At 69.7% G+C, this 18,553-nt stretch carries 16 protein-coding genes; 6 read left to right on the top strand and 10 right to left on the bottom strand.

Translation table 11 applies throughout. The features are described 5' to 3' along the window. Window positions 1-39: 39 nt before the first annotated feature. Window positions 40-933 (bottom strand): LysR family transcriptional regulator ArgP, encoded by an 894-nt coding sequence (locus tag DEW08_RS04680; protein WP_109324872.1) that lies wholly within the window; start codon window positions 931-933, stop codon window positions 40-42. Window positions 934-1,037: 104 nt separating this feature from the next. Here DEW08_RS04680 and DEW08_RS04675 point away from each other — a divergent pair, with 104 nt between their 5' ends. Next, a complete protein-coding gene (locus tag DEW08_RS04675; protein ID WP_109324871.1) occupies window positions 1,038-1,661 on the top strand; it encodes a LysE/ArgO family amino acid transporter in 624 nt (207 codons plus the stop codon). A 13-nt stretch (window positions 1,662-1,674) separates the two neighbouring features. On the opposite strand, the gene DEW08_RS04670 is transcribed toward DEW08_RS04675, so the two are convergent. Then, window positions 1,675-2,043 (bottom strand): hypothetical protein, encoded by a 369-nt coding sequence (locus DEW08_RS04670; RefSeq protein ID WP_245985950.1) that lies wholly within the window; start codon window positions 2,041-2,043, stop codon window positions 1,675-1,677. Window positions 2,044-2,261: 218 nt separating this feature from the next. Here DEW08_RS04670 and DEW08_RS04665 point away from each other — a divergent pair, with 218 nt between their 5' ends. From DEW08_RS04665 to DEW08_RS04650, 4 genes are all read left to right on the top strand, one after another. After that, window positions 2,262-4,187, top strand: coding sequence for a propionyl-CoA synthetase (locus DEW08_RS04665; protein ID WP_109324870.1), 1,926 nt, complete (start codon window positions 2,262-2,264; stop codon window positions 4,185-4,187). Window positions 4,188-4,480: 293 nt separating this feature from the next. Next, entirely contained in the window at window positions 4,481-4,699 is a 219-nt protein-coding gene (locus DEW08_RS04660; protein ID WP_109324869.1) for a DUF1127 domain-containing protein, read from the top strand. Between the two features lie 258 nt (window positions 4,700-4,957). Next, the gene (locus tag DEW08_RS04655) at window positions 4,958-7,879 is read left to right on the top strand and encodes a PAS domain S-box protein (protein ID WP_109324868.1); all 2,922 of its coding nucleotides are present in this window, start codon (window positions 4,958-4,960) and stop codon (window positions 7,877-7,879) included. Between the two features lie 88 nt (window positions 7,880-7,967). Further along, complete coding sequence (locus DEW08_RS04650; RefSeq protein ID WP_109324867.1) at window positions 7,968-9,764, top strand: ABC transporter ATP-binding protein; 1,797 nt, start codon at window positions 7,968-7,970, stop codon at window positions 9,762-9,764. A gap of 3 nt (window positions 9,765-9,767) precedes the next feature. On the opposite strand, the gene DEW08_RS04645 is transcribed toward DEW08_RS04650, so the two are convergent. From DEW08_RS04645 to DEW08_RS04625, 5 genes are all read right to left on the bottom strand, one after another. Beyond that, window positions 9,768-9,983: a hypothetical protein gene (locus DEW08_RS04645; RefSeq protein WP_109324865.1), complete on the bottom strand. Its 216-nt coding sequence runs from the start codon at window positions 9,981-9,983 to the stop codon at window positions 9,768-9,770. A 104-nt stretch (window positions 9,984-10,087) separates the two neighbouring features. After that, a complete protein-coding gene (locus tag DEW08_RS04640; RefSeq protein ID WP_245985949.1) occupies window positions 10,088-10,807 on the bottom strand; it encodes a protein tyrosine phosphatase family protein in 720 nt (239 codons plus the stop codon). Window positions 10,808-10,884: 77 nt separating this feature from the next. After that, on the bottom strand, window positions 10,885-11,877 hold the full coding sequence (locus DEW08_RS04635; protein ID WP_109324864.1) for a hypothetical protein: 993 nt from the start codon (window positions 11,875-11,877) through the stop codon (window positions 10,885-10,887). Between the two features lie 8 nt (window positions 11,878-11,885). Further along, window positions 11,886-12,926, bottom strand: a complete 1,041-nt coding sequence (locus DEW08_RS04630) for a hypothetical protein (protein WP_109324862.1) — start codon at window positions 12,924-12,926, stop codon at window positions 11,886-11,888. 106 nt (window positions 12,927-13,032) lie between these two features. Continuing rightward, window positions 13,033-14,550 (bottom strand): bifunctional metallophosphatase/5'-nucleotidase, encoded by a 1,518-nt coding sequence (locus DEW08_RS04625; RefSeq protein ID WP_109324861.1) that lies wholly within the window; start codon window positions 14,548-14,550, stop codon window positions 13,033-13,035. Window positions 14,551-14,701: 151 nt separating this feature from the next. On the opposite strand from DEW08_RS04625, the gene DEW08_RS04620 reads away from it, so the two are divergent. Continuing rightward, complete coding sequence (locus tag DEW08_RS04620) at window positions 14,702-15,433, top strand: type 1 glutamine amidotransferase (protein ID WP_245985947.1); 732 nt, start codon at window positions 14,702-14,704, stop codon at window positions 15,431-15,433. A 69-nt stretch (window positions 15,434-15,502) separates the two neighbouring features. Here the strand turns inward: DEW08_RS04620 and DEW08_RS04615 are convergent, their stop codons facing one another. From DEW08_RS04615 to thiE, 3 genes are all read right to left on the bottom strand, one after another. Further along, window positions 15,503-16,816, bottom strand: a complete 1,314-nt coding sequence (locus DEW08_RS04615) for an OmpP1/FadL family transporter (RefSeq protein WP_245985945.1) — start codon at window positions 16,814-16,816, stop codon at window positions 15,503-15,505. A 169-nt stretch (window positions 16,817-16,985) separates the two neighbouring features. Continuing rightward, window positions 16,986-17,849, bottom strand: a complete 864-nt coding sequence (locus tag DEW08_RS04610; protein ID WP_245985943.1) for a TSUP family transporter — start codon at window positions 17,847-17,849, stop codon at window positions 16,986-16,988. 22 nt (window positions 17,850-17,871) lie between these two features. Then, window positions 17,872-18,552, bottom strand: coding sequence for a thiamine phosphate synthase (gene thiE, locus DEW08_RS04605; protein ID WP_109324859.1), 681 nt, complete (start codon window positions 18,550-18,552; stop codon window positions 17,872-17,874). Window position 18,553 lies beyond the last annotated feature (1 nt).

The following is an 18,553-nucleotide window of genomic DNA, read 5'->3' as shown; positions in this document are numbered from 1 at the left end:
GGCCGGGTGATCGGGCCGCCCCTTGCGGGAGACGCCCGCTCACGCCGCCGCGGCCGGACGCAGTGCGGCGCGGCCGGCCTGGAGGACGGCCCGCGTCAGGGCGGCGAGGGTAGCGCTGGCGATGCGGCTCTGCTGCCAGTGCAGCGGCACGTCGAAGGGACGGCCGGGCATCAGCTCCACCAGACGGCCGGCGCGGAGATGGCCGGCGACCAGATGCTCCGGGTTCATCCCCCAGCCGAGCCCGGCGAGTGCCGCATCGACGAAGGCGTGGGTGGACGGCATCCAGTGGGTCGGCGGCGACGGCACCGTGCCGAGGACCGCCTGCAGCCAGTTGGCCTGCAGCCGGTCCTTCCGGTTGAAGGTCAGGCAGGGGGCGGCGGCCAGGGCTTGGGCGGTCACGCCGCCGGGGAAATGGCGGCGCAGATAGTCGGGGCTGGCCGTCGCGATGTAGCGGAGCGAGCCCAGCGCGTGGCTGCTGCAGCCGCCCACCGGGGCGGCGCTGGCGGTCACCGCCGCCAGGACCTCCCCCTTGCGCAGCCACTCGGCGCTGTGGTCCTGGTCGTCGATCACCAGGTCGAACAGGCAGCCGGGCGCCGCGGCCATGGCCCCGACGAACCAGGTGGCGAGGCTGTCGGCATTGACCGCGATGCGCAGGGTGGCCGGGGCCGCCGCCGGGGCGAGGGCGGGCAGGGAGTCCCGCAGTTCGCTTTCCAGCAGGGACACCTGCTCGACATGCTGGCAGAGCCGCAGCCCGGCGGGGGTGGCGGTGCAGGGCTGCCCGCGCACCACCAGGACGGTGCCCAGCCTCTCCTCCAGCAGCTTGACCCGCTGCGACACCGCCGAGGGGGTGACGTGAAGCTGCTGCGCGGCGCGGTCGAAGCTGCCGGTGCGCAGCACGGCGGCCAGCGCGGCGAGCAGGGCGTAGTCGAGCATGGGATTAGCTCTGCTTAATCGGGCTAAGGAAGCTTAACTACGCTAATCCGGAACGGGGTGCTAGCAGGAAGGCGTGCCCCGCCCCACCCCTGCCGGAGCCTGTGATGACCGCCGCCTTCCTTCCCGGGTTCTTCCTCGGCCTCAGCCTGATCGTCGCCATCGGGGCGCAGAACGCCTTCGTGCTGCGCCAGGGACTGCGCAACGAGCATGTGCTGGCGGTCTGCGCCACCTGCGCCCTGTCGGACGCGGCGCTGATCCTGGCGGGGGTCAACGGGTTCGCCAAGGCCGGCACGATGCTGCCATGGCTGGGGCCGGTGCTGCGCTATGGCGGAGCGGCCTTCCTGCTGGCCTACGGGTTGCGGGCGGCGCGGTCCGCCCTGCGGCCGGGCGGCGGGCTGACGCCGCTGGACAGCGCGCCGCAGGGGCTGGTGCCCTGCCTGCTGACCTGCCTCGCCCTGACCTGGCTGAACCCGCACGTCTATCTCGACACGGTGGTCCTGGTCGGTTCGATCTCCGCCCAGTTCGCCGAGGGGCGGGCGGTCTTCGCGCTGGGGGCGATCACCGCCTCCGTCCTGTTCTTCTTCTCGCTGGGATTCGGGGCGCGGCTGCTGCGTCCGCTGTTCGCCCGGCCGGCGGCGTGGCGGGTGATGGACGGCGCCATCGCGCTGGTCATGTGGATCATCGCCGCCGGGCTGCTGCTGTCGGAGACCTCGGCGGCGGCGCCGTGACGGCCACGGCCGGTCAGCGGGCGCCGCCCTCCTGCACGCGGCGGATGGCCGCCTCGACGCATTGCAGGTGGAGCTTCTTGCGGGCGAGCTGGCGGGTCCGCCGCTCCTCCGGGTCGGCGCTGGGCATGGCCTCGATGGCGCAGCCGCGCCAGCCGTTGGCGTCCAGAGCGCGGGCGACCTCGGCATAGCCGAAATAGCCCTTCTCCGGCTGCTCCCAGGGGGGGCGCAGGTCGGCGCGGCGCAGGACGAAGCGGTTGGACTGGCTGGAGCCGCCGAGATTGGTCAGCCGGGCGACGATCAGCCGCTCCCCGTTCGGCAGGGAGACGGTCAGGATGGGGCGGATTCCGGCGATCGGCAGGTCGTTGGCCATGGCCGCATGCATAGCCTCCCCGCGCGCGCAAGGCCAGCGGCTTGCGGATAGGACGTCCGGCCAGGTCCCGTCCGGGGTCATCCTTTCAGCCATGCGACAGCCCGCCGCACCCGACCTTCCGACATTTGCATTGCCCGGCACCTTTGGAGCATTGTGCGGCCGGATGCGCGACGGATCGTTGCGCATCCACGGAGAAAACGCGCACTAAATAATCATAAAGGGACGCCCCGATGAGCCAGAGCTCAGCCGATCTGTTCAACCAGATCCACGCCCGCTCCCTGTCGGACCCGGAGGGGTTCTGGGGAGAGGCGGCGGAGGACATCACCTGGATCAGGAAGTGGGACAAGGTGCTGGACGACAGCAACGCCCCCTTCTACCGCTGGTTCGCCGGCGGCGTCCTCAACACCTGCTACAACGCGGTGGACCGGCATGTGGAGGCGGGCCGGGGAGCCCAGGCCGCCATCATCTATGACAGCCCGGTGACCGGCACCGTCCAGACCATCACCTATTCCGAACTGCAGGAGCAGGTCGCCCGCTTCGCCGGCGCGCTGCGCGCCCGGGGCGTGGAGAAGGGCGACCGCGTCCTGCTCTACATGCCGATGATCCCGCAGTCGGTCGTCGCCATGCTGGCCTGCGCGCGCCTCGGCGCCGTGCATTCGGTGGTGTTCGGCGGCTTCGCCCCGCACGAGCTGGCGACCCGCATCAACGACGCCAAGCCGAAGGCCATCGTCTCGGCCTCCTGCGGCATCGAGCCGAACCGCATCGTCAAGTACAAGCCGATGCTGGACGCCGCCATCGAGCAGGCCGACCACAAGCCGTCGAGCTGCATCATCTACCAGCGCCCGCAGGAGACGGCGTCGCTGGTCGAGGGCCGGGACCAGGACTGGGCCGCCGCCGTCGCCGCCGCCGAGCCGGCGGAGTGCGTGCCGGTCGCCGCGACCGATCCGCTCTACATCCTCTACACCTCCGGCACCACCGGCCAGCCGAAGGGCGTGGTGCGCGACAACGGCGGCCATGCCGTGGCGCTGCGCTGGACGATGAAGAACATCTACAACGTCCAGCCGGGCGAGGTGTATTGGGCGGCGTCGGACGTGGGCTGGGTCGTCGGCCATTCCTATATCGTCTACGCGCCGCTGCTGACCGGCTGCACCACCATCGTCTTCGAGGGCAAACCGGTCGGCACCCCGGATCCGGGCACCTTCTGGCGCATGATCGAGCAGCACAAGATCGGCACGCTGTTCACCGCCCCCACCGCCTTCCGCGCCATCAAGCGCGAGGATCCGGACGCCAACCACCTGAAGAAGTACGACCTGTCGCACTTCCGCGCCCTGTTCCTGGCCGGCGAGCGGTCGGACCCCGACACGCTGCACTGGGCCGAGGACAATCTGAAGGTTCCGGTGATCGACCATTGGTGGCAGACGGAGACCGGCTGGGCCATCTCCGGCAACCCGCTGGGCGTTCACCTGTTCCCGATCAAGTACGGCTCGGCCACCCGTCCGATGCCGGGCTGGGACGTGCGGGTGCTGAACGCCGAGCTGAAGGAGGTTCCGCGCGGCGACATCGGCGCCATCTGCGTGAAGCTGCCGCTGCCCCCCGGCACGCTGCCCACCCTGTGGAACGCCGACGAGCGCTTCAAGAAGTCCTATCTCGCCGACTATCCCGGCTACTACCAGACCGGCGACGCGGGCTTCATCGACGATGACGGCTATGTCTACGTCATGGCGCGGACCGACGACATCATCAACGTCGCCGGCCACCGCCTGTCGACCGGCGCCATGGAAGAGGTGCTGTCCAGCCACAAGGACGTGGCGGAATGCGCGGTGATCGGCGTCGCCGACGACCTGAAGGGGCAGGTGCCGCTGGGCTTCGTCTGCCTGAAGGCCGGCGTCACCCGTCCGCACGAGGAGATCGTGAAGGAGATCGTCCAGCTCGTCCGCGAGCAGATCGGCCCGGTCGCCGACTTCAAGCGGGCCGTGGTGGTCGACCGCCTGCCCAAGACCCGTTCCGGCAAGATCCTGCGCGGCACCATGCAGAAGATCGCCGACAACCAGGACTACAAGACCCCCGCCACCATCGACGATCCCGGCATCCTGCCGGAGATCGCGGTGGCCCTGCAGTCGCTCGGCTACGCCAGCGCCCACAAGGGCGAGGCGTAAAGCCCGGGCGGATGGTGGCGTCCGGACGGTTTCACTCCCCCGTCCGGACCGCCTCCGACGTGACAGGCCCCTTTCCCGGACAGCCCGGAACGGGGGCCTTTTCATTTGTTGCGCGACCGTGCCGGCGGCCGGCAATGTCAGGCGTTAACAGAGTGCCTGTCGGCACACATATGTTCTATCGAATCCGCGCAGATCTGGCCCGTTGGCCCCGCAGTCCTGTGTTCGTTGATTTCGCAAATGCAGCATGCCAAGTAACCGCGCAAGACAAGAGCACATGATTTGTGGAGCCAACAATGAGCTATTCTTCCGTTCATCAGGTGCGTGGTGAACTGTTTGCCACCTCTGCAAACCGCAAGACGGTGTTCGCCCGGATCGTCGACTGGGTGAAGGCCCGGATCAACCTGATGCGCGCCGAGCAGGAACTGCTGGGCATGTCCGATACCGAACTGGCGGACATCGGCCTGACCCGCGGCGACGTTCACAATGCGGTGCGCTACGGCCGCGTCGGCTGACGCCCCGCCGGCAGGACCGTCGGCCCGTCTGTTCAGGCGGGCACAGGAAAGCCCCGGATCGCCAATGGCGGCCGGGGCTTTCCTTTTGCCCGGACCTGCCCTGTTGGAGGAAGCCGTGCAAAAGCTTGCGTCGCTCGACGCTGGTATGGTTAATGAACGTTAACTGTTATCGCCCACTGCGCACCGATACCGCGTGACGGAGATCCGGCTCGGTCAGTTCCGGGGTCGGCTGCGATGCCGCTGTGAAAGCGACATTGAATGAGTCTGCTTCACCGTCTGCTGCTGCTCGTCTTTCTGGCTCTTGTGCCTGCGGCGGTCATCGAGATCCACAACGAGATCCAGCTCCGCGCAGCCCGTGAGGCCGATGTGCGGGAGGGGCTGCTGCGCCTTGCCGGCCTGTTCGCCGGCGAGCAGGAGCGGCTGGTGGAGGGCATCCGGCAGATCCTGTTCGGCATCTCGCAGGCCGCCGTCGTGCAGGAGGGGCGCGTGCGGGAGTGCCAGGCCTATCTCGACCGGCTGCGGCCGGGCCTGCCGCCCTTCCTGCGGATCGGCGTCACCGACCGGGCCGGCGACCTGCGCTGTTCGAGCGATCACGAGACGGTCGGCATGCCGGTCGGTGACCGCCAGCATGTGCGCGACGCCATCGCCGGGGGCGGCTTCGTCGTCGGCGAGACGATCGACACGCGGCCCGGCGGCCGCTCCGTGCTGCCGATGGCGCTCGCCGTGCAGGACGAGGGGGGAGCGGTCACCGGCGTGGTGACGGCGCTGATCGACCTTGCGTGGCTGACGCGCCTGCTGGCCCAGCGGCCGCTGCCGCCGGATACGGTGGTGATGCTGTTCGACCGCCGGGGCACGGTGGTTGCCCGCATCCCGGAAGCGCCGCGCGAGATCGGCCGCCCCCTGCCGGACGGGCAGTTCGAGGCGCTGACCGCCGGCCGGGATCCCTTCGTCGCGGAATGGGCGCCGGCGGACGGGCAGGCCCGGCTGTTCGGCGTGGTTCCCTTCGTCGGCGGCATTCCGGGGCTGGGGGTGGCCGTGTCGGTCGGGCGCGCGCACGCCATGGGGCCGATCGAGGATGCGATGGTCAGCGCGCTGGCGGTCATCGCCGTGGTGGCGGCCGCGACGCTGGCCGCCGCCTGGTGGGGCGGCAACCGCTTCCTGCGCCGGCCGGCCGCGGCGCTGGTGGAGGCGGCGCTGCGCTGGCGCGGCGGCGACCTGTCGGCGCGCACCGGCCTTGCCGGCGAGCGGTCGGAGATCGGCACGATCGGCCGCGCCTTCGACGGCATGGCCGAGGCGCTGCAGCGCCAGGCCGCGCTGAGGGACGAGGCCAACGCTCTGGCCCATCGCGCCGCCGCCGTGCTGTCGAGCACCACCGACGGGGTGTTCGAGGTGGACCGCGACTGGAAGGTCACCTTCATGAACGACCGGGCGCGGGAGCTGCTGGGCGACGGGCACGACCTCACTGGCCACCGGCTGGAGGAGACCTTTCCCGGCGCCGGCAGGTCCGTCTTCGCCGAGCAGTTCCGCCGCGCCGTGCAGGGCATGGCCACCGTTTCGTTCGAAGCCTTCTACCCGCCGCAGTCCGCCTGGTACGCGGTGCGCGCCTTCCCGTCGCGCGACGGGCTGGCGGTGTTCTTCCAGGACATCACGGAGCTGCGCCAGGCCGAGGCCGCCCGCCGGCGCAGCGAGGAGCGCTTCCGCGCCATCTTCGAACTGGCCGCCGTGGGCATCGAGCGGCTGGACCCGGCCGGCCGCTATCTCGACGTCAACGCCAAGCTCTGCGCCATCCTCGGTTATCGGCGGGACGAGCTTCTCGGCATGAGTTTCCTCGACCTGACCGACCCGGATGACCTGCAGGCGGAACAGGCGCTGCTCGACCGGCTGACGGCCGGCGAGATCCCGAGCTATGCCATCGAGAAGCGCTACCGCCGGCGCGACGGGCAGGTGGTGTGGGTGCGGGTGACCTCCTCGCGCGTCGTGGTCGGGGCGACCGACGAGATCGGGCGCATCGCCATCGTCGAGGACATCACCGAGCGCAAGGCGATGGAGCAGGAGCTGCGCTCGGCCAAGGATGAGGCCGAGCGGGCCAATCTCGCCAAGTCGAAGTTCCTCGCCGCCGCCAGCCACGACCTGCGCCAGCCCTTGCAGTCGCTGTTCTTCTTCTCCGCCTCGCTCGACCCGCATGTGCGCTCCGCGGCGGGGCGCGAGCAGCTCCGCCACCTGCACCAGGGGCTGGACGCGATGAAGGAACTGCTCGAAAGCCTGCTGGACGTCTCCCGGCTCGATGCCGGAGCGGTGACGCCGACGATGGAGGATTTCGCGGTCTCCGAGATACTGGACTCCATCGACGCCGCCTATGCGCCGCTCGCCGCCGAGAAGGGGCTGCTGTGGCGGGTCGAGGGGTGCGAGGTGCCGGTGCGCAGCGACCGGCTGCTGCTCGGCCGGCTGGTGCGCAATCTGGTGGAGAACGCCATCCGCTACACCGACAGCGGCACCGTCCGGCTGCGCTGCCGGCACGAGGGGGAGCGGGTGGCGATCGAGGTGCAGGACACCGGCATCGGCATCCCGCCCGACCATCTGGAGCGCATCTTCGAGGAGTTCCACCAGGTCGGCAATCCGGAGCGCGACCGCACCCAGGGGCTGGGGCTGGGGCTCGCCATCGTGCGGCGGCTGTCGCATCTGCTCGGCCATCCGGTGGAGGTGCGCTCGATCCACGGCCGCGGCTCCGCCTTCCGCGTGCTGGTCCCGGTGGGGCAGAAGGCGATGCCGGCCGCCGTGGCCGAGCCGCTGCGGCCGGACGGACGGGGGCGGCTGGCCGTGCTGGTCGACGACGACGCCATCGTCCTGATGGGGCTGCGCACGGTTCTCAGCGAGTGGGGCTACACCGTACTGGCCGCCGACGGCGCGGATCAGGCGATGGAACGGCTGAGGGCGCAGGCGCGCCGGCCGGACATCGTCATCGCCGACTACCGCCTGCGCGAGGGGCGGGTGGGGACCGAGGTCATCCGCAAGGTCCGCGAGCGCTACGGTCCGGAGGTGCCCGGCGTGATCCTGACCGGCGAGACCGGCACCGACTGCCTGCTCGACGCCGCCGCCCACGGGCTGCCGGTGATCCACAAGCCGGTCACCCCGCGCGAGCTGTGCATGGCGGTGGAGCAGCAGCTCCAGGCCGCGGTGTGAGCGATTTCCCGGGCGGGCGACCGGTCCGGTGGACAGGGGGGAGCCCATGGGCTAAGCCTTCGCGGCGACGGCCTTTGGAACGAGTGTGATGGCGACGACGAAATCATCCGGCGGGCAGTTGCGCCTGGACGCGACGACCGAACGTCTGGTGCTGCGCATGTGGCGGGACTGGATCCGGCCCTACCGCGGCAAGCTCGCCCTGTGCTTCCTGCTGATGGCGGTCGTCGCGGCGACGACCGGCGCCTATCCGCTGCTGATCGACCAGTCCTACGCCATGTTCGGCGCGCAGGACCGGACGATGGTGCTGGCGATCCCGGCGCTGATCGTGCTGGTGACGATGGTGAAGGGCGTGTCGCTCTATGCCCAGACGGTGGTGACCAGCGACATCGTGCAGCGCATCATCGCCGACGTCCGGCTGTCGATGTTCGCCCATCTGCTGCGCTCCGACCTCGCCCAGCTCCACGGGGCGCCGACCGGATCGCTGACCTCGCGCTTCATCAACGACGTGGACTTCATCCGCAACGCCCTGTCGCGGACGCTGACCGGGCTGGTGCGCGACATCCTGACCGTGGTCGCGCTGGTCGGGTCGATGTTCTACCTCGACTGGCTGCTGTCGCTGATCGTCTTCGTCATCTACCCCATCGCGGCGGTGCCGATCGTGCGGATCGGCAAGCGGCTGCGCCGCGTCTCCCGCGATACCCAGGCGCAGACCGGCAGCATGACCTCGCTGCTGACGGAGAGCCTGTCGGGCGCCCGGATGGTCAAGACCTACTGCCTGGAGGATTACGAGCGCGCCCGCGCCGCCGCCGCCTTCCATGAGAACTACGAGCTGACGATGAAGGCGACGCGCGCCCGTTCGCGCATCGACCCGATGATGGAGGTGCTGGGCGGCATCGCCGTGGCCGGCGTCATCGCCTTCGCCGGCTACCGCATGACGATGGGGGAGGGGTCGGTCGGCGCCTTCTCCGGCTTCGTCGGCGCACTGCTGATGGCGGCCCAGCCGGTGCGCGCCATCGGCACGCTGAACGCCGCCCTGCAGGAGGGGCTGGCCGCCGCCCAGCGCATCTTCGAGCTGGTGGACGAGCAGCCGAAGATCCTGGAGGCGCCGGACGCCCGGCCCCTGGCGGTCGAGGCGGGGGCGGTCGCGCTGCGCGGGGTCCGCTTCGCCTACGAGGCGGGGGCGGAGACGCTGAAGGGCATCGACCTGGAGGTGGCGCCGGGCACCACCGTGGCGCTGGTCGGGCGCAGCGGCGCCGGCAAGTCCACCGTCTTCAACCTGATTCCCCGCCTCTACGACGCGGCGGCGGGGCAGGTGCTGATCGACGGTCAGGACGTGCGCGGCGCGACCCTGCGCAGCCTGCGCGGTGCGGTGTCGATCGTCAGCCAGGACACGGTGCTGTTCAACGACACGGTGCGCGCCAACATCGCCTTCGGACGGCTGGACGCGCCGATGGAGGACATCGTCTCCGCCGCGACGTCGGCGGCGGCGCACGACTTCATCATGAAGCTGCCGGAGGGCTACGACACCGTCATCGGCGACCGCGGCGTCAAGCTGTCGGGTGGCGAGCGGCAGCGGCTGGCGCTGGCCCGCGCCTTCCTGAAGAACGCCCCGATCCTGCTGCTCGACGAGGCGACCTCGGCGCTCGACAGCGAGTCGGAGCGGCTGGTGCAGGGGGCGCTGGAGCGGCTGACCAGGGGGCGGACGACGCTGGTGATCGCCCACCGCCTCGCCACCGTGCGAAACGCCGACCGGATCGTTGTGATGGAGGGCGGCCGGATCGTCGAGCAGGGCACGCACGACGCCCTGCTCGCCGCCAACGGCACCTATGCCCGCCTCAGCCGCCTGCAGTTCGGCGAGGACGGCGAGGCGGCGCTGAGCGCCTGACCGTCAGGCGCGGTCGGGCGGCTGGTCGCGCGGGTCGGAGCCGCGCTCGTCGGTCCGCTGATCGGTCCGGTCGGACTCCTGCCGCCGCTCCTCATGCGCGCGCTCGCGCTGCCAGCGGTCGAACTTGTCGGGATCGGTGACGAGATCGGCGACGGACGGGCTGTCCTTGCGTCCGGTCTCGCCGGGGGAAGCCTGCAGGCGGGACGGCTGCGGCGACATTGGGGGACCTCCTCGCGCGGGTTCACGCGTTCAGCAACCACGACCGCTTCAACGCCGGAACCCCGGTCCGCGTTGCGGATGGTCCCCTTCCGGGTGGTGACCTTCTACTCCCGGCTCAACACGCGGTCGACCACCACGTTCGCCCACTCGCGCGAGCGGAAGCCGGCCTTGGCCTCCACCGGGTCGTAGACATGCTCCACCCAATCCCAGAAGGGGGTCGGGCGGCGCTCGTTGTAGGCGGCGTAGAGCTCGAAGAAATAGTCGAGGATGCCGGTCTTCGCCTGCTTGAAGTGGCCGTATTTCCAGGACAGCTGCCGGACGGCGGCCTCCAGCGGCTGGCCTTCGTGGACGAACATGTAGAGGGCGGCCATGAAGCCGGCGCGGTCGGCGCCCGACTTGCAGTGCATCAGCGCCGGGTATTCCATCTTGCGGAACAGCTCCCGCGCCTTCAGAAGGGTTTCCTTCTTCGGCATGTCGCGGGAGTTGACGGGGAAGTCGACCAGCGTCAGCCCATGGGCACGGCAGGCCTCGGCCTCCAGGATGTAGGAGGCGCAGTCGCGGCTGCCGCGCAGGTTCAGGATCGTCTTCACCCCGGCCCGCGCCGCCGCCGCGATGTGGGAGGGGGACGGCTGGCTCGCCCGGAACATATTGGGCGAGATGCGGTAGGTGTTGGAGTAGATCAGCCGGAAACAGGCATGGTCGATGAAGATCGCCTCGAAATGGCCGAGCGCCCGCTGCCAGCGCGAGACCATGCGGCCGCGGCCGCGCTTGATCCCGTCCGCCATGGCGGTGGTGTAACGACGGATGAACCACTTCTTGGCCACGGTGCCCCTTTCCTCCAGCAACCGGGCCAACATATGGACCCCGCGCCGCGCGTCAAGCCGGCAGCGTGAGGATCCGCTCATCCCTGCAGGCGGTTGTAGATGCCGTAGCGGGCGGCGACGCCCAGGACGATCTCCATGTACACGTTGATCAGGCTGTTGGCGTAGAAGGCGGGGCAGCCGGTGTAATGCCGCTCGCCGGGCATGGCGGTCGGCTCGATCAGGTCGCTGTTCAGCACGACGAGGTTCTTGTCCTCGTCGAACAGGAAGGCGGACTGGTCGCGGCGCAGCGGGTGGATCGCCTGATGGTCGTCCGCCTCGATCCTGCCGGCGGCCATGAACTGGCAGAGCATGCCGAGGCTGCCCATGGCGAGCGGCAGGACCTGCTTCAGGCTGCGCCGCGCGAGGTCGTCATAGGCGGCGGCATCCAGGCCGGGGCGCAGCAGCGGCGTCGCCTCCACCAGGTTCCAGCAGACATGCAGCGCCGTGTGGCTGCCGGTCTTGGTGATGGACAGCATGTCGTAGCCCGACGGCGTGTGCAGTACCGAGCTTTCCAGCGCGTTGGCGAGGACGAAGCTGGCACCGGCGAGCAGGGTGATCGCACCCTCCGCCCGGCAGCGGTCCTCCTCCACCATGATCTTGATCGCCCATTCCTTGATGATGGCGTCGAGCAGGTGGCACACGCTGTCGCGCAGCAGGGCGACGACCTGGTCGGCCGGGGCGGCGTCCAGCACCGCGCGGTCGGCGACGTCCAGCCCGCCATGCGGCGAATCCGGCGGATTCTGCAGGATCAGGTGGCCGTCCTCGTCCAGCGGCAGGCGGCCGACGATGTGGTCGCGCAGGTCGTTGTAGAGCAGGGCCAGCAGCGTGTTGATGGCGACCTTCTCGTAATCCTCCTTGCGGGTGTCGGCGTGGGCCGGGCAATGGCCCGCCAGCGCCTGGAGCTCCTCCGTGAAGAGGTAGTTGGGGTCCTCGACGATGCGGTGCTGGATCGGGGCGAGGTTGATGCGCGTCATCCCCGCCTGCTCGTGCGCGGCGAGATAGGTCAGCGCGAAATCGTTGGAACGGGCCATGGCGCCGCTTACCCCTTCAGCCGGTCGTAGACCCCGTAATCCATGGCGATGGACGCCACGATGTCGAGGTAGAGCTTGATCAGGTTGGTGGTGTAGAAGGCCGGGCAGCCGGTGTAGAAACGCTCGCCCGGCTTGGCGAAGCGGGTGATCGGCTCGGCGTTCAGGCGGATCAGCCCGGACTCGTCCAGCACGAAGGCGGTCTGGTCGGGCGGCAGCCGGTGGACCGCCAGACCGTCATGCGGCTCGATCCCGCTGGCCTCCATGTAATGGACCAGCATGCCGAGGCTCGCCATCGACAGCGGCACGATGTGCTTCAGGCTGCGCCGCACCAGATCGTCGTAGGCGGCGGCGTCCAGCCCGGGCTTCAGCATGGGGGCCGCTTCCACCAGCGCCCAGCAGATGTGGATGGCGGTGTGGCTGCCGGTCTTGGTGATCGACAGCATGTCGTAGCCGGCCCGCTGGTAGAGCGGCGACTCCTCCAGGATGGTCCGCAGCATGAAGTTGGCCGCGGCATCGCGCGAGATGGTGCCGGAGCCCTGGTTGCGGAACTCCTCCTCCTCGGCGATCAGGTCGGCGGCCCAGCTGGAGATCAGCCCGTCGAGCAGATGGCAGGTGGCGTCGCGCAGGACGGAGCAGAAGACGTCGGCCGGGGCCGCCGCCAGCGCGGCGCGGTCGGCCGGATCCAACCCGTGCGGCGAGCGCGGCGGGATGGGAAGAAGCGGGAAGCCGCTGTCGCCCAGCGGCAGCTTCAGGGCGATATGGTCGCGCAGCCGTTCGAACAGCAGGGCGAGCAGCGTGTTGACCGCGATCTTGTCGGCGTCGTCCTGCGGCGGCGCGCCCTCCGCCGGCTGGCCCGCGGCACCGTCGCCGCCGGCATGGAACGGACATTGGCCGGCGCCGCGCTTCAGCTCCTCGCTGAACAGGAAGGCGGGGTCGGCGGCGATCCTCTGCAGGATGTGGGCGACGGACACCCGGTTTAGCCCGGCCTCCCCATGGGCGACCGCGAAGGCCTGGGCGAAATCGTTGGAGCGGGAGGGGGGCGGAGACATCGGCGGCCGGTCATCTTGCGGAGGAAATCCTTTTCACCATTAGGTGAAAACGGAGTACCCCGCAACAGCAAGTGGTGCGACCAGCCGACGCCCCGCCGGTTTCTCATTATTTTGCCACGATGCGGCCTTCGACCGCCGGGGAGACCGTCTTCTTGGCCTCGACATAGTCCATGACGATGGTGGCGAGCAGCACCGCCCCCGAGGCGTCGACGATCACCTTGCTGCGCGGGAAGGCGGCATAGCCGTCGCCGCCGTTCAGCATGTAATCGTTGGTGGCGACGCGGTAGGTGGCGGCGGGGTCGAGCGGCTTGCCGCCCACCTTCACCTCGATCACGCGGCTGCCGGCCGGCAGCTTCGGGTCATAGACCATGGTCAGGCCGGAGACTTGCGGGAAGCGCCCGGCCTTCTCCTCCACCTTGCTGACGCCATGCTCCAGCGAGGCCAGCAGGTCGGACCCCTTCATCTCCACCAGCACGCCGACATTGCCGAAGGGAAGCTCGGCGAAGATGTCCTTGCGGGTGAGCTGCGTCCCGGCCGGGCGCAGGGCGTCGGCGCGGATGCCGCCGCCGTTGGTGACGGCGACGTCGGCCTTCAGCGTCTCGCGCAGGGCGTCGCCGATCAGGTTGCCCATGGTGGCCTCGCGGGTGCGGACCACGTCCTTGCGGCTGTCGAGGTCGGTGGTGGTGGTCCCGATGACGGCGGCGAGGCTGGCGTCGAGCTGTCCGGTATAGCCGGCGACGATCTTCTCGACCTCCGCGTCGGGCTTCACCCCGGCGGTGCCGACGAAGCGCCACTCGGTGGGCAGGACGGTGGTCTGCGGCCCCTTGTCGCTGGTCTTGGTCCGCACCTCCAGGTCGATCACGCCGAGATACTGGGCGTCGTGGCCGGCCTTCAGGATCAGGGTGCTGCCCTCGTAGAAGCTGATCGGGTCATGGTCGTGGCCGCCCAGGATCAGGTCGATGCCCTTGACCTTGAAGGCCAGCTCGCGGTCCTCCTCGATCGGCAGGTGGGTCAGGGCGACGATGACGTTGGCGCCCTCCGCCTTCAGGGAGGCGACGGCCGCCGCCGCCGCCTTCTGCACCTCGGCGAAGCGCAGGCTGGCCCCGCCGCTCGACAGCCGGGCGCTGTCCGGGGTGATGATGCCCATCACGCCGACCTTCAGCTCGCCCACCGTCCTGGTCCAGGTCGGGACCGAGCCGGCGAAGGCGCTGCCGTCCTGCTCCTGCACGTTGGTGCCGATCCACGGGAACTTGGATTCGGCGATCCGCTTCTTCAGCACGTCGACGCCGAAGTCGAACTCGTGATTGCCGAAGGTCACCGCATCGACCCCGATGGCGTTGAACAGGGCCACCATCTGCTCGCCCTGGATCGTGCCGGACAGGATCGAGGGCGACAGGAAGTCGCCGCCCACCGTGGTGATGGCCTGCGGGTTGCGCTGGCGCTCCTGCCGCAGCAGGGTCATCAGCGGACCGAAGCCGCCCTGGCCCTTGATCGGGGCGATCTCGTACACGTCGTTGATGTGCAGGAAGGTCAGGTTGCCGTTCTGCGCCAAGGCAACGCCCGGAAGGAGGAGGGCGGCCGCCAGGGCGGCCGAACCGGCGAGCGTGCGAAGCGGGGCGAGCATGATTGCGGTGATCCTCTGTCTGTTGCCGCGGGCGGCCCGGGAACAAGCGGCATCCTAACCCAAGAAAGCGGAGCTGCGCATAGCCGCCTTGCGCGGCCCTGCCCAGGCTTGATCGCCGCAGGCATGGCCTCCCTATATGAGGGCGGTCATCATGACGACGGTCTTCACGGGGCAGCGGCGGGGGGAATCCATGCGTATCCTGGTGATCCAGAACAGCCATACCGCCCCGGCCGGGCTGGTGGGGGAGGAGCTGGAGCGCGCCGGCGCCGGCCTCGTGACCGTCGCGGCCGACGAGGGCGAACCGATCCCGGAGATGGGCGATTTCGCCGGGCTGGTGGTGCTGGGCGGGCCGCAGGACGCCTGGGACGACGGCCACGGGCCGCATTTCGGCGCGGTGATGGAGCGGATCCGCAGCTTCACCGCGGCGGAGCGGCCGGTGATGGGCATCTGCCTTGGTGCCCAGCTCGCCGCGCGGGCCTATGGCGCGCGGGTCTACCGCCATACGGCTCCGGAACTGGGCGTGCATCCGGTGACGCTGACCGGCGGAGCGGCGGAGGATCCCCTGCTGGCCGGGCTGGGGCCGGAGGTGCAGGTCGCCCAGTGGCATTTCGACACCTTCGACTACCCGGACGGCGCCGTCCATCTGGCCGAAAGCCCGCTGTGCGGCCGGCAGGCCTTCCGACTCGGCCGCGCCACCTTCGGCTTCCAGTTCCACCCCGAGGCGACGGCGGAGATCCTGCGCGGCTGGGCGACCAAGCCCGACCACGGCCACGCGCCGCCGCCGGTGGCGCTCGACCGGCTGGAGCAGGCGATGGCGGACCATCTGCCGGCGGCGGAGGATTTCGCCCGCACCGTGACCCGGCGCTGGCTGGAGCTCGCCTGACCGGGACAAAAGAAAGGCGCTGCCGGGGCGGGCCGGCAGCGCCGAGAAAGGACGGGCGGGGTGCTGTCCTTAGAAGGACATGCGGGCCTGGACGCCGATGATGTCGATCGAGCTCTTGTAGTCGACGAACAGGTTGCCGCGGCCGGCATCCGCGCCGGTCAGGTTGTCGCGCAGGTCGACCGTGGTGCTGGGCACGAAGATGTGCGAGTAGGCCACATCCACCTGCAGCGAGTCGGTGACCTTGTAGCCCGCACCGACCGACAGCCAGTAGCGGTTCTGCTCCGGGATGCGGGGGGTGCGGTGCGACACGTCGACCGCCGCCTTGTCGAAGGCGGCGCCGGCCCGCAGCGTCAGGTCGTCGGTGACCTTGTAGGAGGTGCCGAGCGCCAGGAACCAGGTGTCCTTCCAGTGCTCCTCCGTCACCGAGGTGAGCGAGGCGTTGTTCGGGACGACGCGCAGCTCGCGGAAGCGCGACCAGTTGGTCCACTGGGCATCGGCCATCACCGCCCACTTGTCGGTCAGCTCGTGGTAGAGGCCGATGTTGACGATCTCCGGCGTCACCAGCTTGGCATTGGCGCCCTGGTTCGGCAGCAGGCCGGCCAGCGGGGCCGGCAGGCCGGTGAAGCTGATGTCGCCGCTCAGCTCATGCTTGACGGAGGAACGGTAGGAGACGCCCATCCGGGTCCCGGGCATCGGCTCGACCAGGGCGCCGACCGTGAAGCCATAGCCCCAGTCGTCGCCCTTGACGTCGCTCAGCACGTCCAGCGAGCCGGGCGTGCGGCCGGCGCGGATCGCGAAGTCGGTCGCCTGCGACAGCTTGGCCTTGGCGTACTGGATCTGGATGCCGCCGCCCAGCGTCAGCATCGGGTGCAGCCGGTAGGAGACCGACGGCATGAAGTTGTAGGTGCGCAGGTCCGACCGGATGCCGTGGTAGCGGCCGATCCAGTTGGCGCCATAGTCGGTGACGAGGCCCCACGGGCCGTTGGCCGACAGGCCGAGCTTCAGGTCATCGCTGACCGAATAGACGATGTAGCCGGCGGGCACCACGGCGTCCTGGCCGATGTCGCCGGGCGAGGCGTTGCCGGCGATCGGCGTGCCGCCCAGCCGCGCCGCACGGGTGGCGCGGGCGCTCTCGACCTTCGAGGACAGGATCAGGCCGGAAGCGGTCTGGACGACCTGCGTGCCCTTCACCAGCCCCATGGTCGCCGGATTGAAGAACATGGCGCTGGCGTCGCCGTTCGCCCCCGCCGTCACGCCGGCATAGGACGTGCCCTGCCCGGAAACGCTCTGTTCCTTGAGGGCAAAACCGGCGGCGAGGGCAGGAACCGGGGCGGCCATGGCAAGCGCGGTCGCGGCGGTCAGCAGGCGTGTCTTCAGCGTCATCGGCGGCATAGTTTCTTCCCCAAATTGTTGTTGACGCTATGATACACGATATGACGCTTACGTAAAGGCGGAACCGCAGATTGTCATCAGGGCGGACAACCCGTGTGTCATTGAAGACACGGGCAGCCTCGTCCCGGCCGGCGGGTGCCCACGAAATGGGCATCCCGTCTCAGGGTTGCGTGATTTCTGTCAGATTATCGTGGCGGTTTCGGCCGTCGGGGACCGGCTCAACCGATCCAGTGGATCGCTGCGAAGAAGGCTTCCCGCAGGATGTTGTGCTCGTCGCTCCATACCAGCTTGGCGGTGATGGCGAGCGAGGCGACGACCAGCATCGGACGCACGATGCGGGCGCCGTTGCGGATGACCATGTGGGCGCCGGCCTGGGCGCCGAGATACTGTCCCACCCCATCAGCAGCCCCACCGTCCACAGCACGTGCCCGCCCGCCAGGAAGAAGAGGAGGGAGGCGATGTTGCTGGTGAAGTTCAGCACCTTGGTATGGGCGGTCGCCTTGCGCAGGTTGTAGCCGAGCAGGCTGACGAAGGCGATGGCGAAGAAGGTGCCGGTGCCCGGACCGAAGAAGCCGTCGTAGAAGCCGATGCCGGTGCCGATGGCCAGCGCGAAGGCGTTCTCCCCGATGCGCTGGCGCGCGTCGAGGTCGCCGGCCTTGGGCGAGACCAGCAGGTAGATGGCGATGCCGATCAGCAGAAGCGGGATGACGTCGCGCAGGAAGCTCGAATCGAGGATCTGGACGATGATGGCGCCGGCCGCCGCACCGATGAAGGTGCAGACGATCATCGGCAGCATGCTGCCCGGCCGAACCTCCCCCTGGCGCACGAATTTCAGCGTGGCGGAGAAGGAGCCGAAGCTGGCCTGCAGCTTGTTGGTCGCCAGCGTCTCGGCCGGCGGAAGCCCGGCGGCCAGCAGGGCGGGGATGCTGAGCAGCCCGCCGCCGCCGGCGATGGAATCGATGAAGCCGGCCAGCAGGCCGACGGCGAACAGGGTGCCCAGGGTCTCGGGCGTCAGGATGTCCATGATCTGTCTGTTCCGGCCGCTGTCAGGCGGCGTCGCCGGTACCGGCAAGGGCGGCCGCGATGGCCGCGTTCAGGGCCTTGACTCCGGCGGCCGGCCCGTCGGGATGTCCCCAGACGGCGTTGACCACCGCCAGGAAATCGGCACCGGCCCGTACCAGCGGGGCGCAGTTGTCGGCGGTGATGCCGCCGATGGCGACGCAGGGCACCTCCATCAGTTCCGACCACCAGCGCAGCAGGTCGGGCGTGGCATGGTATTCCGCGGTCTTGGTCTGCGTGGGGAAGAAGGCGCCGAAGGCCACATAGTCCGCCCCGTCCTCGGCGGCGACCATGGCGAAGTGGCGGCTGTCGTGGCAGGTGACACCGACGATGGCGTCGGGACCGACGATCTTGCGGGCCTGCCGGTAGGGCGTGTCGCTCTGGCCGACATGGACCCCGTCGCAGCCCGTCTCGCGCGCCAGCGCCGGATGGTCGTTCAGGATGAAGGCGACCTCGCGCTCCTGCGCGATGGGGCGCAGCACGTCGCAGGCGCGGCGGATGTCGTCGTCGGAGCAGTCCTTCAGGCGAAGCTGGACGCAGGCGACGTCGCCGGCATCGAGCGCCCGGGTCAGCAGCGGCGCGAACGCCGCCGGCTCCAGGGCCGGCGGCGTCACGAGATAGAGGCGGCAGGCGGGTGGTTCCGCCTGCCTGTGGTTTGCCTGAGGCAAC

The sequence above is a fragment of the Azospirillum thermophilum genome, from assembly GCF_003130795.1.
In the GTDB taxonomy this organism is placed as follows: Bacteria; Pseudomonadota; Alphaproteobacteria; order Azospirillales; family Azospirillaceae; genus Azospirillum; species Azospirillum thermophilum.
Note: the sequence above shows the minus strand (reverse complement) of the source record. Positions and strands in the feature narration are given on the sequence as shown.

Coding starts and splice junctions, on each gene's coding strand:
- DEW08_RS04635 (WP_109324864.1), bottom strand. CDS start 11,877: ATGGCCCGTTCCAACGATTTCGCGCTGACCTATCTCGCCGCGCACGAG.
- DEW08_RS04660 (WP_109324869.1), top strand. CDS start 4,481: ATGAGCTATTCTTCCGTTCATCAGGTGCGTGGTGAACTGTTTGCCACC.
- DEW08_RS04680 (WP_109324872.1), bottom strand. CDS start 933: ATGCTCGACTACGCCCTGCTCGCCGCGCTGGCCGCCGTGCTGCGCACC.
- DEW08_RS04650 (WP_109324867.1), top strand. CDS start 7,968: ATGGCGACGACGAAATCATCCGGCGGGCAGTTGCGCCTGGACGCGACG.
- DEW08_RS04620 (WP_245985947.1), top strand. CDS start 14,702: ATGACGACGGTCTTCACGGGGCAGCGGCGGGGGGAATCCATGCGTATC.
- DEW08_RS04655 (WP_109324868.1), top strand. CDS start 4,958: ATGAGTCTGCTTCACCGTCTGCTGCTGCTCGTCTTTCTGGCTCTTGTG.
- DEW08_RS04675 (WP_109324871.1), top strand. CDS start 1,038: ATGACCGCCGCCTTCCTTCCCGGGTTCTTCCTCGGCCTCAGCCTGATC.
- DEW08_RS04645 (WP_109324865.1), bottom strand. CDS start 9,983: ATGTCGCCGCAGCCGTCCCGCCTGCAGGCTTCCCCCGGCGAGACCGGA.
- DEW08_RS04625 (WP_109324861.1), bottom strand. CDS start 14,550: ATGCTCGCCCCGCTTCGCACGCTCGCCGGTTCGGCCGCCCTGGCGGCC.
- DEW08_RS04670 (WP_245985950.1), bottom strand. CDS start 2,043: ATGCATGCGGCCATGGCCAACGACCTGCCGATCGCCGGAATCCGCCCC.
- DEW08_RS04610 (WP_245985943.1), bottom strand. CDS start 17,849: ATGGACATCCTGACGCCCGAGACCCTGGGCACCCTGTTCGCCGTCGGC.
- DEW08_RS04615 (WP_245985945.1), bottom strand. CDS start 16,816: ATGACGCTGAAGACACGCCTGCTGACCGCCGCGACCGCGCTTGCCATG.
- DEW08_RS04630 (WP_109324862.1), bottom strand. CDS start 12,926: ATGTCTCCGCCCCCCTCCCGCTCCAACGATTTCGCCCAGGCCTTCGCG.
- DEW08_RS04665 (WP_109324870.1), top strand. CDS start 2,262: ATGAGCCAGAGCTCAGCCGATCTGTTCAACCAGATCCACGCCCGCTCC.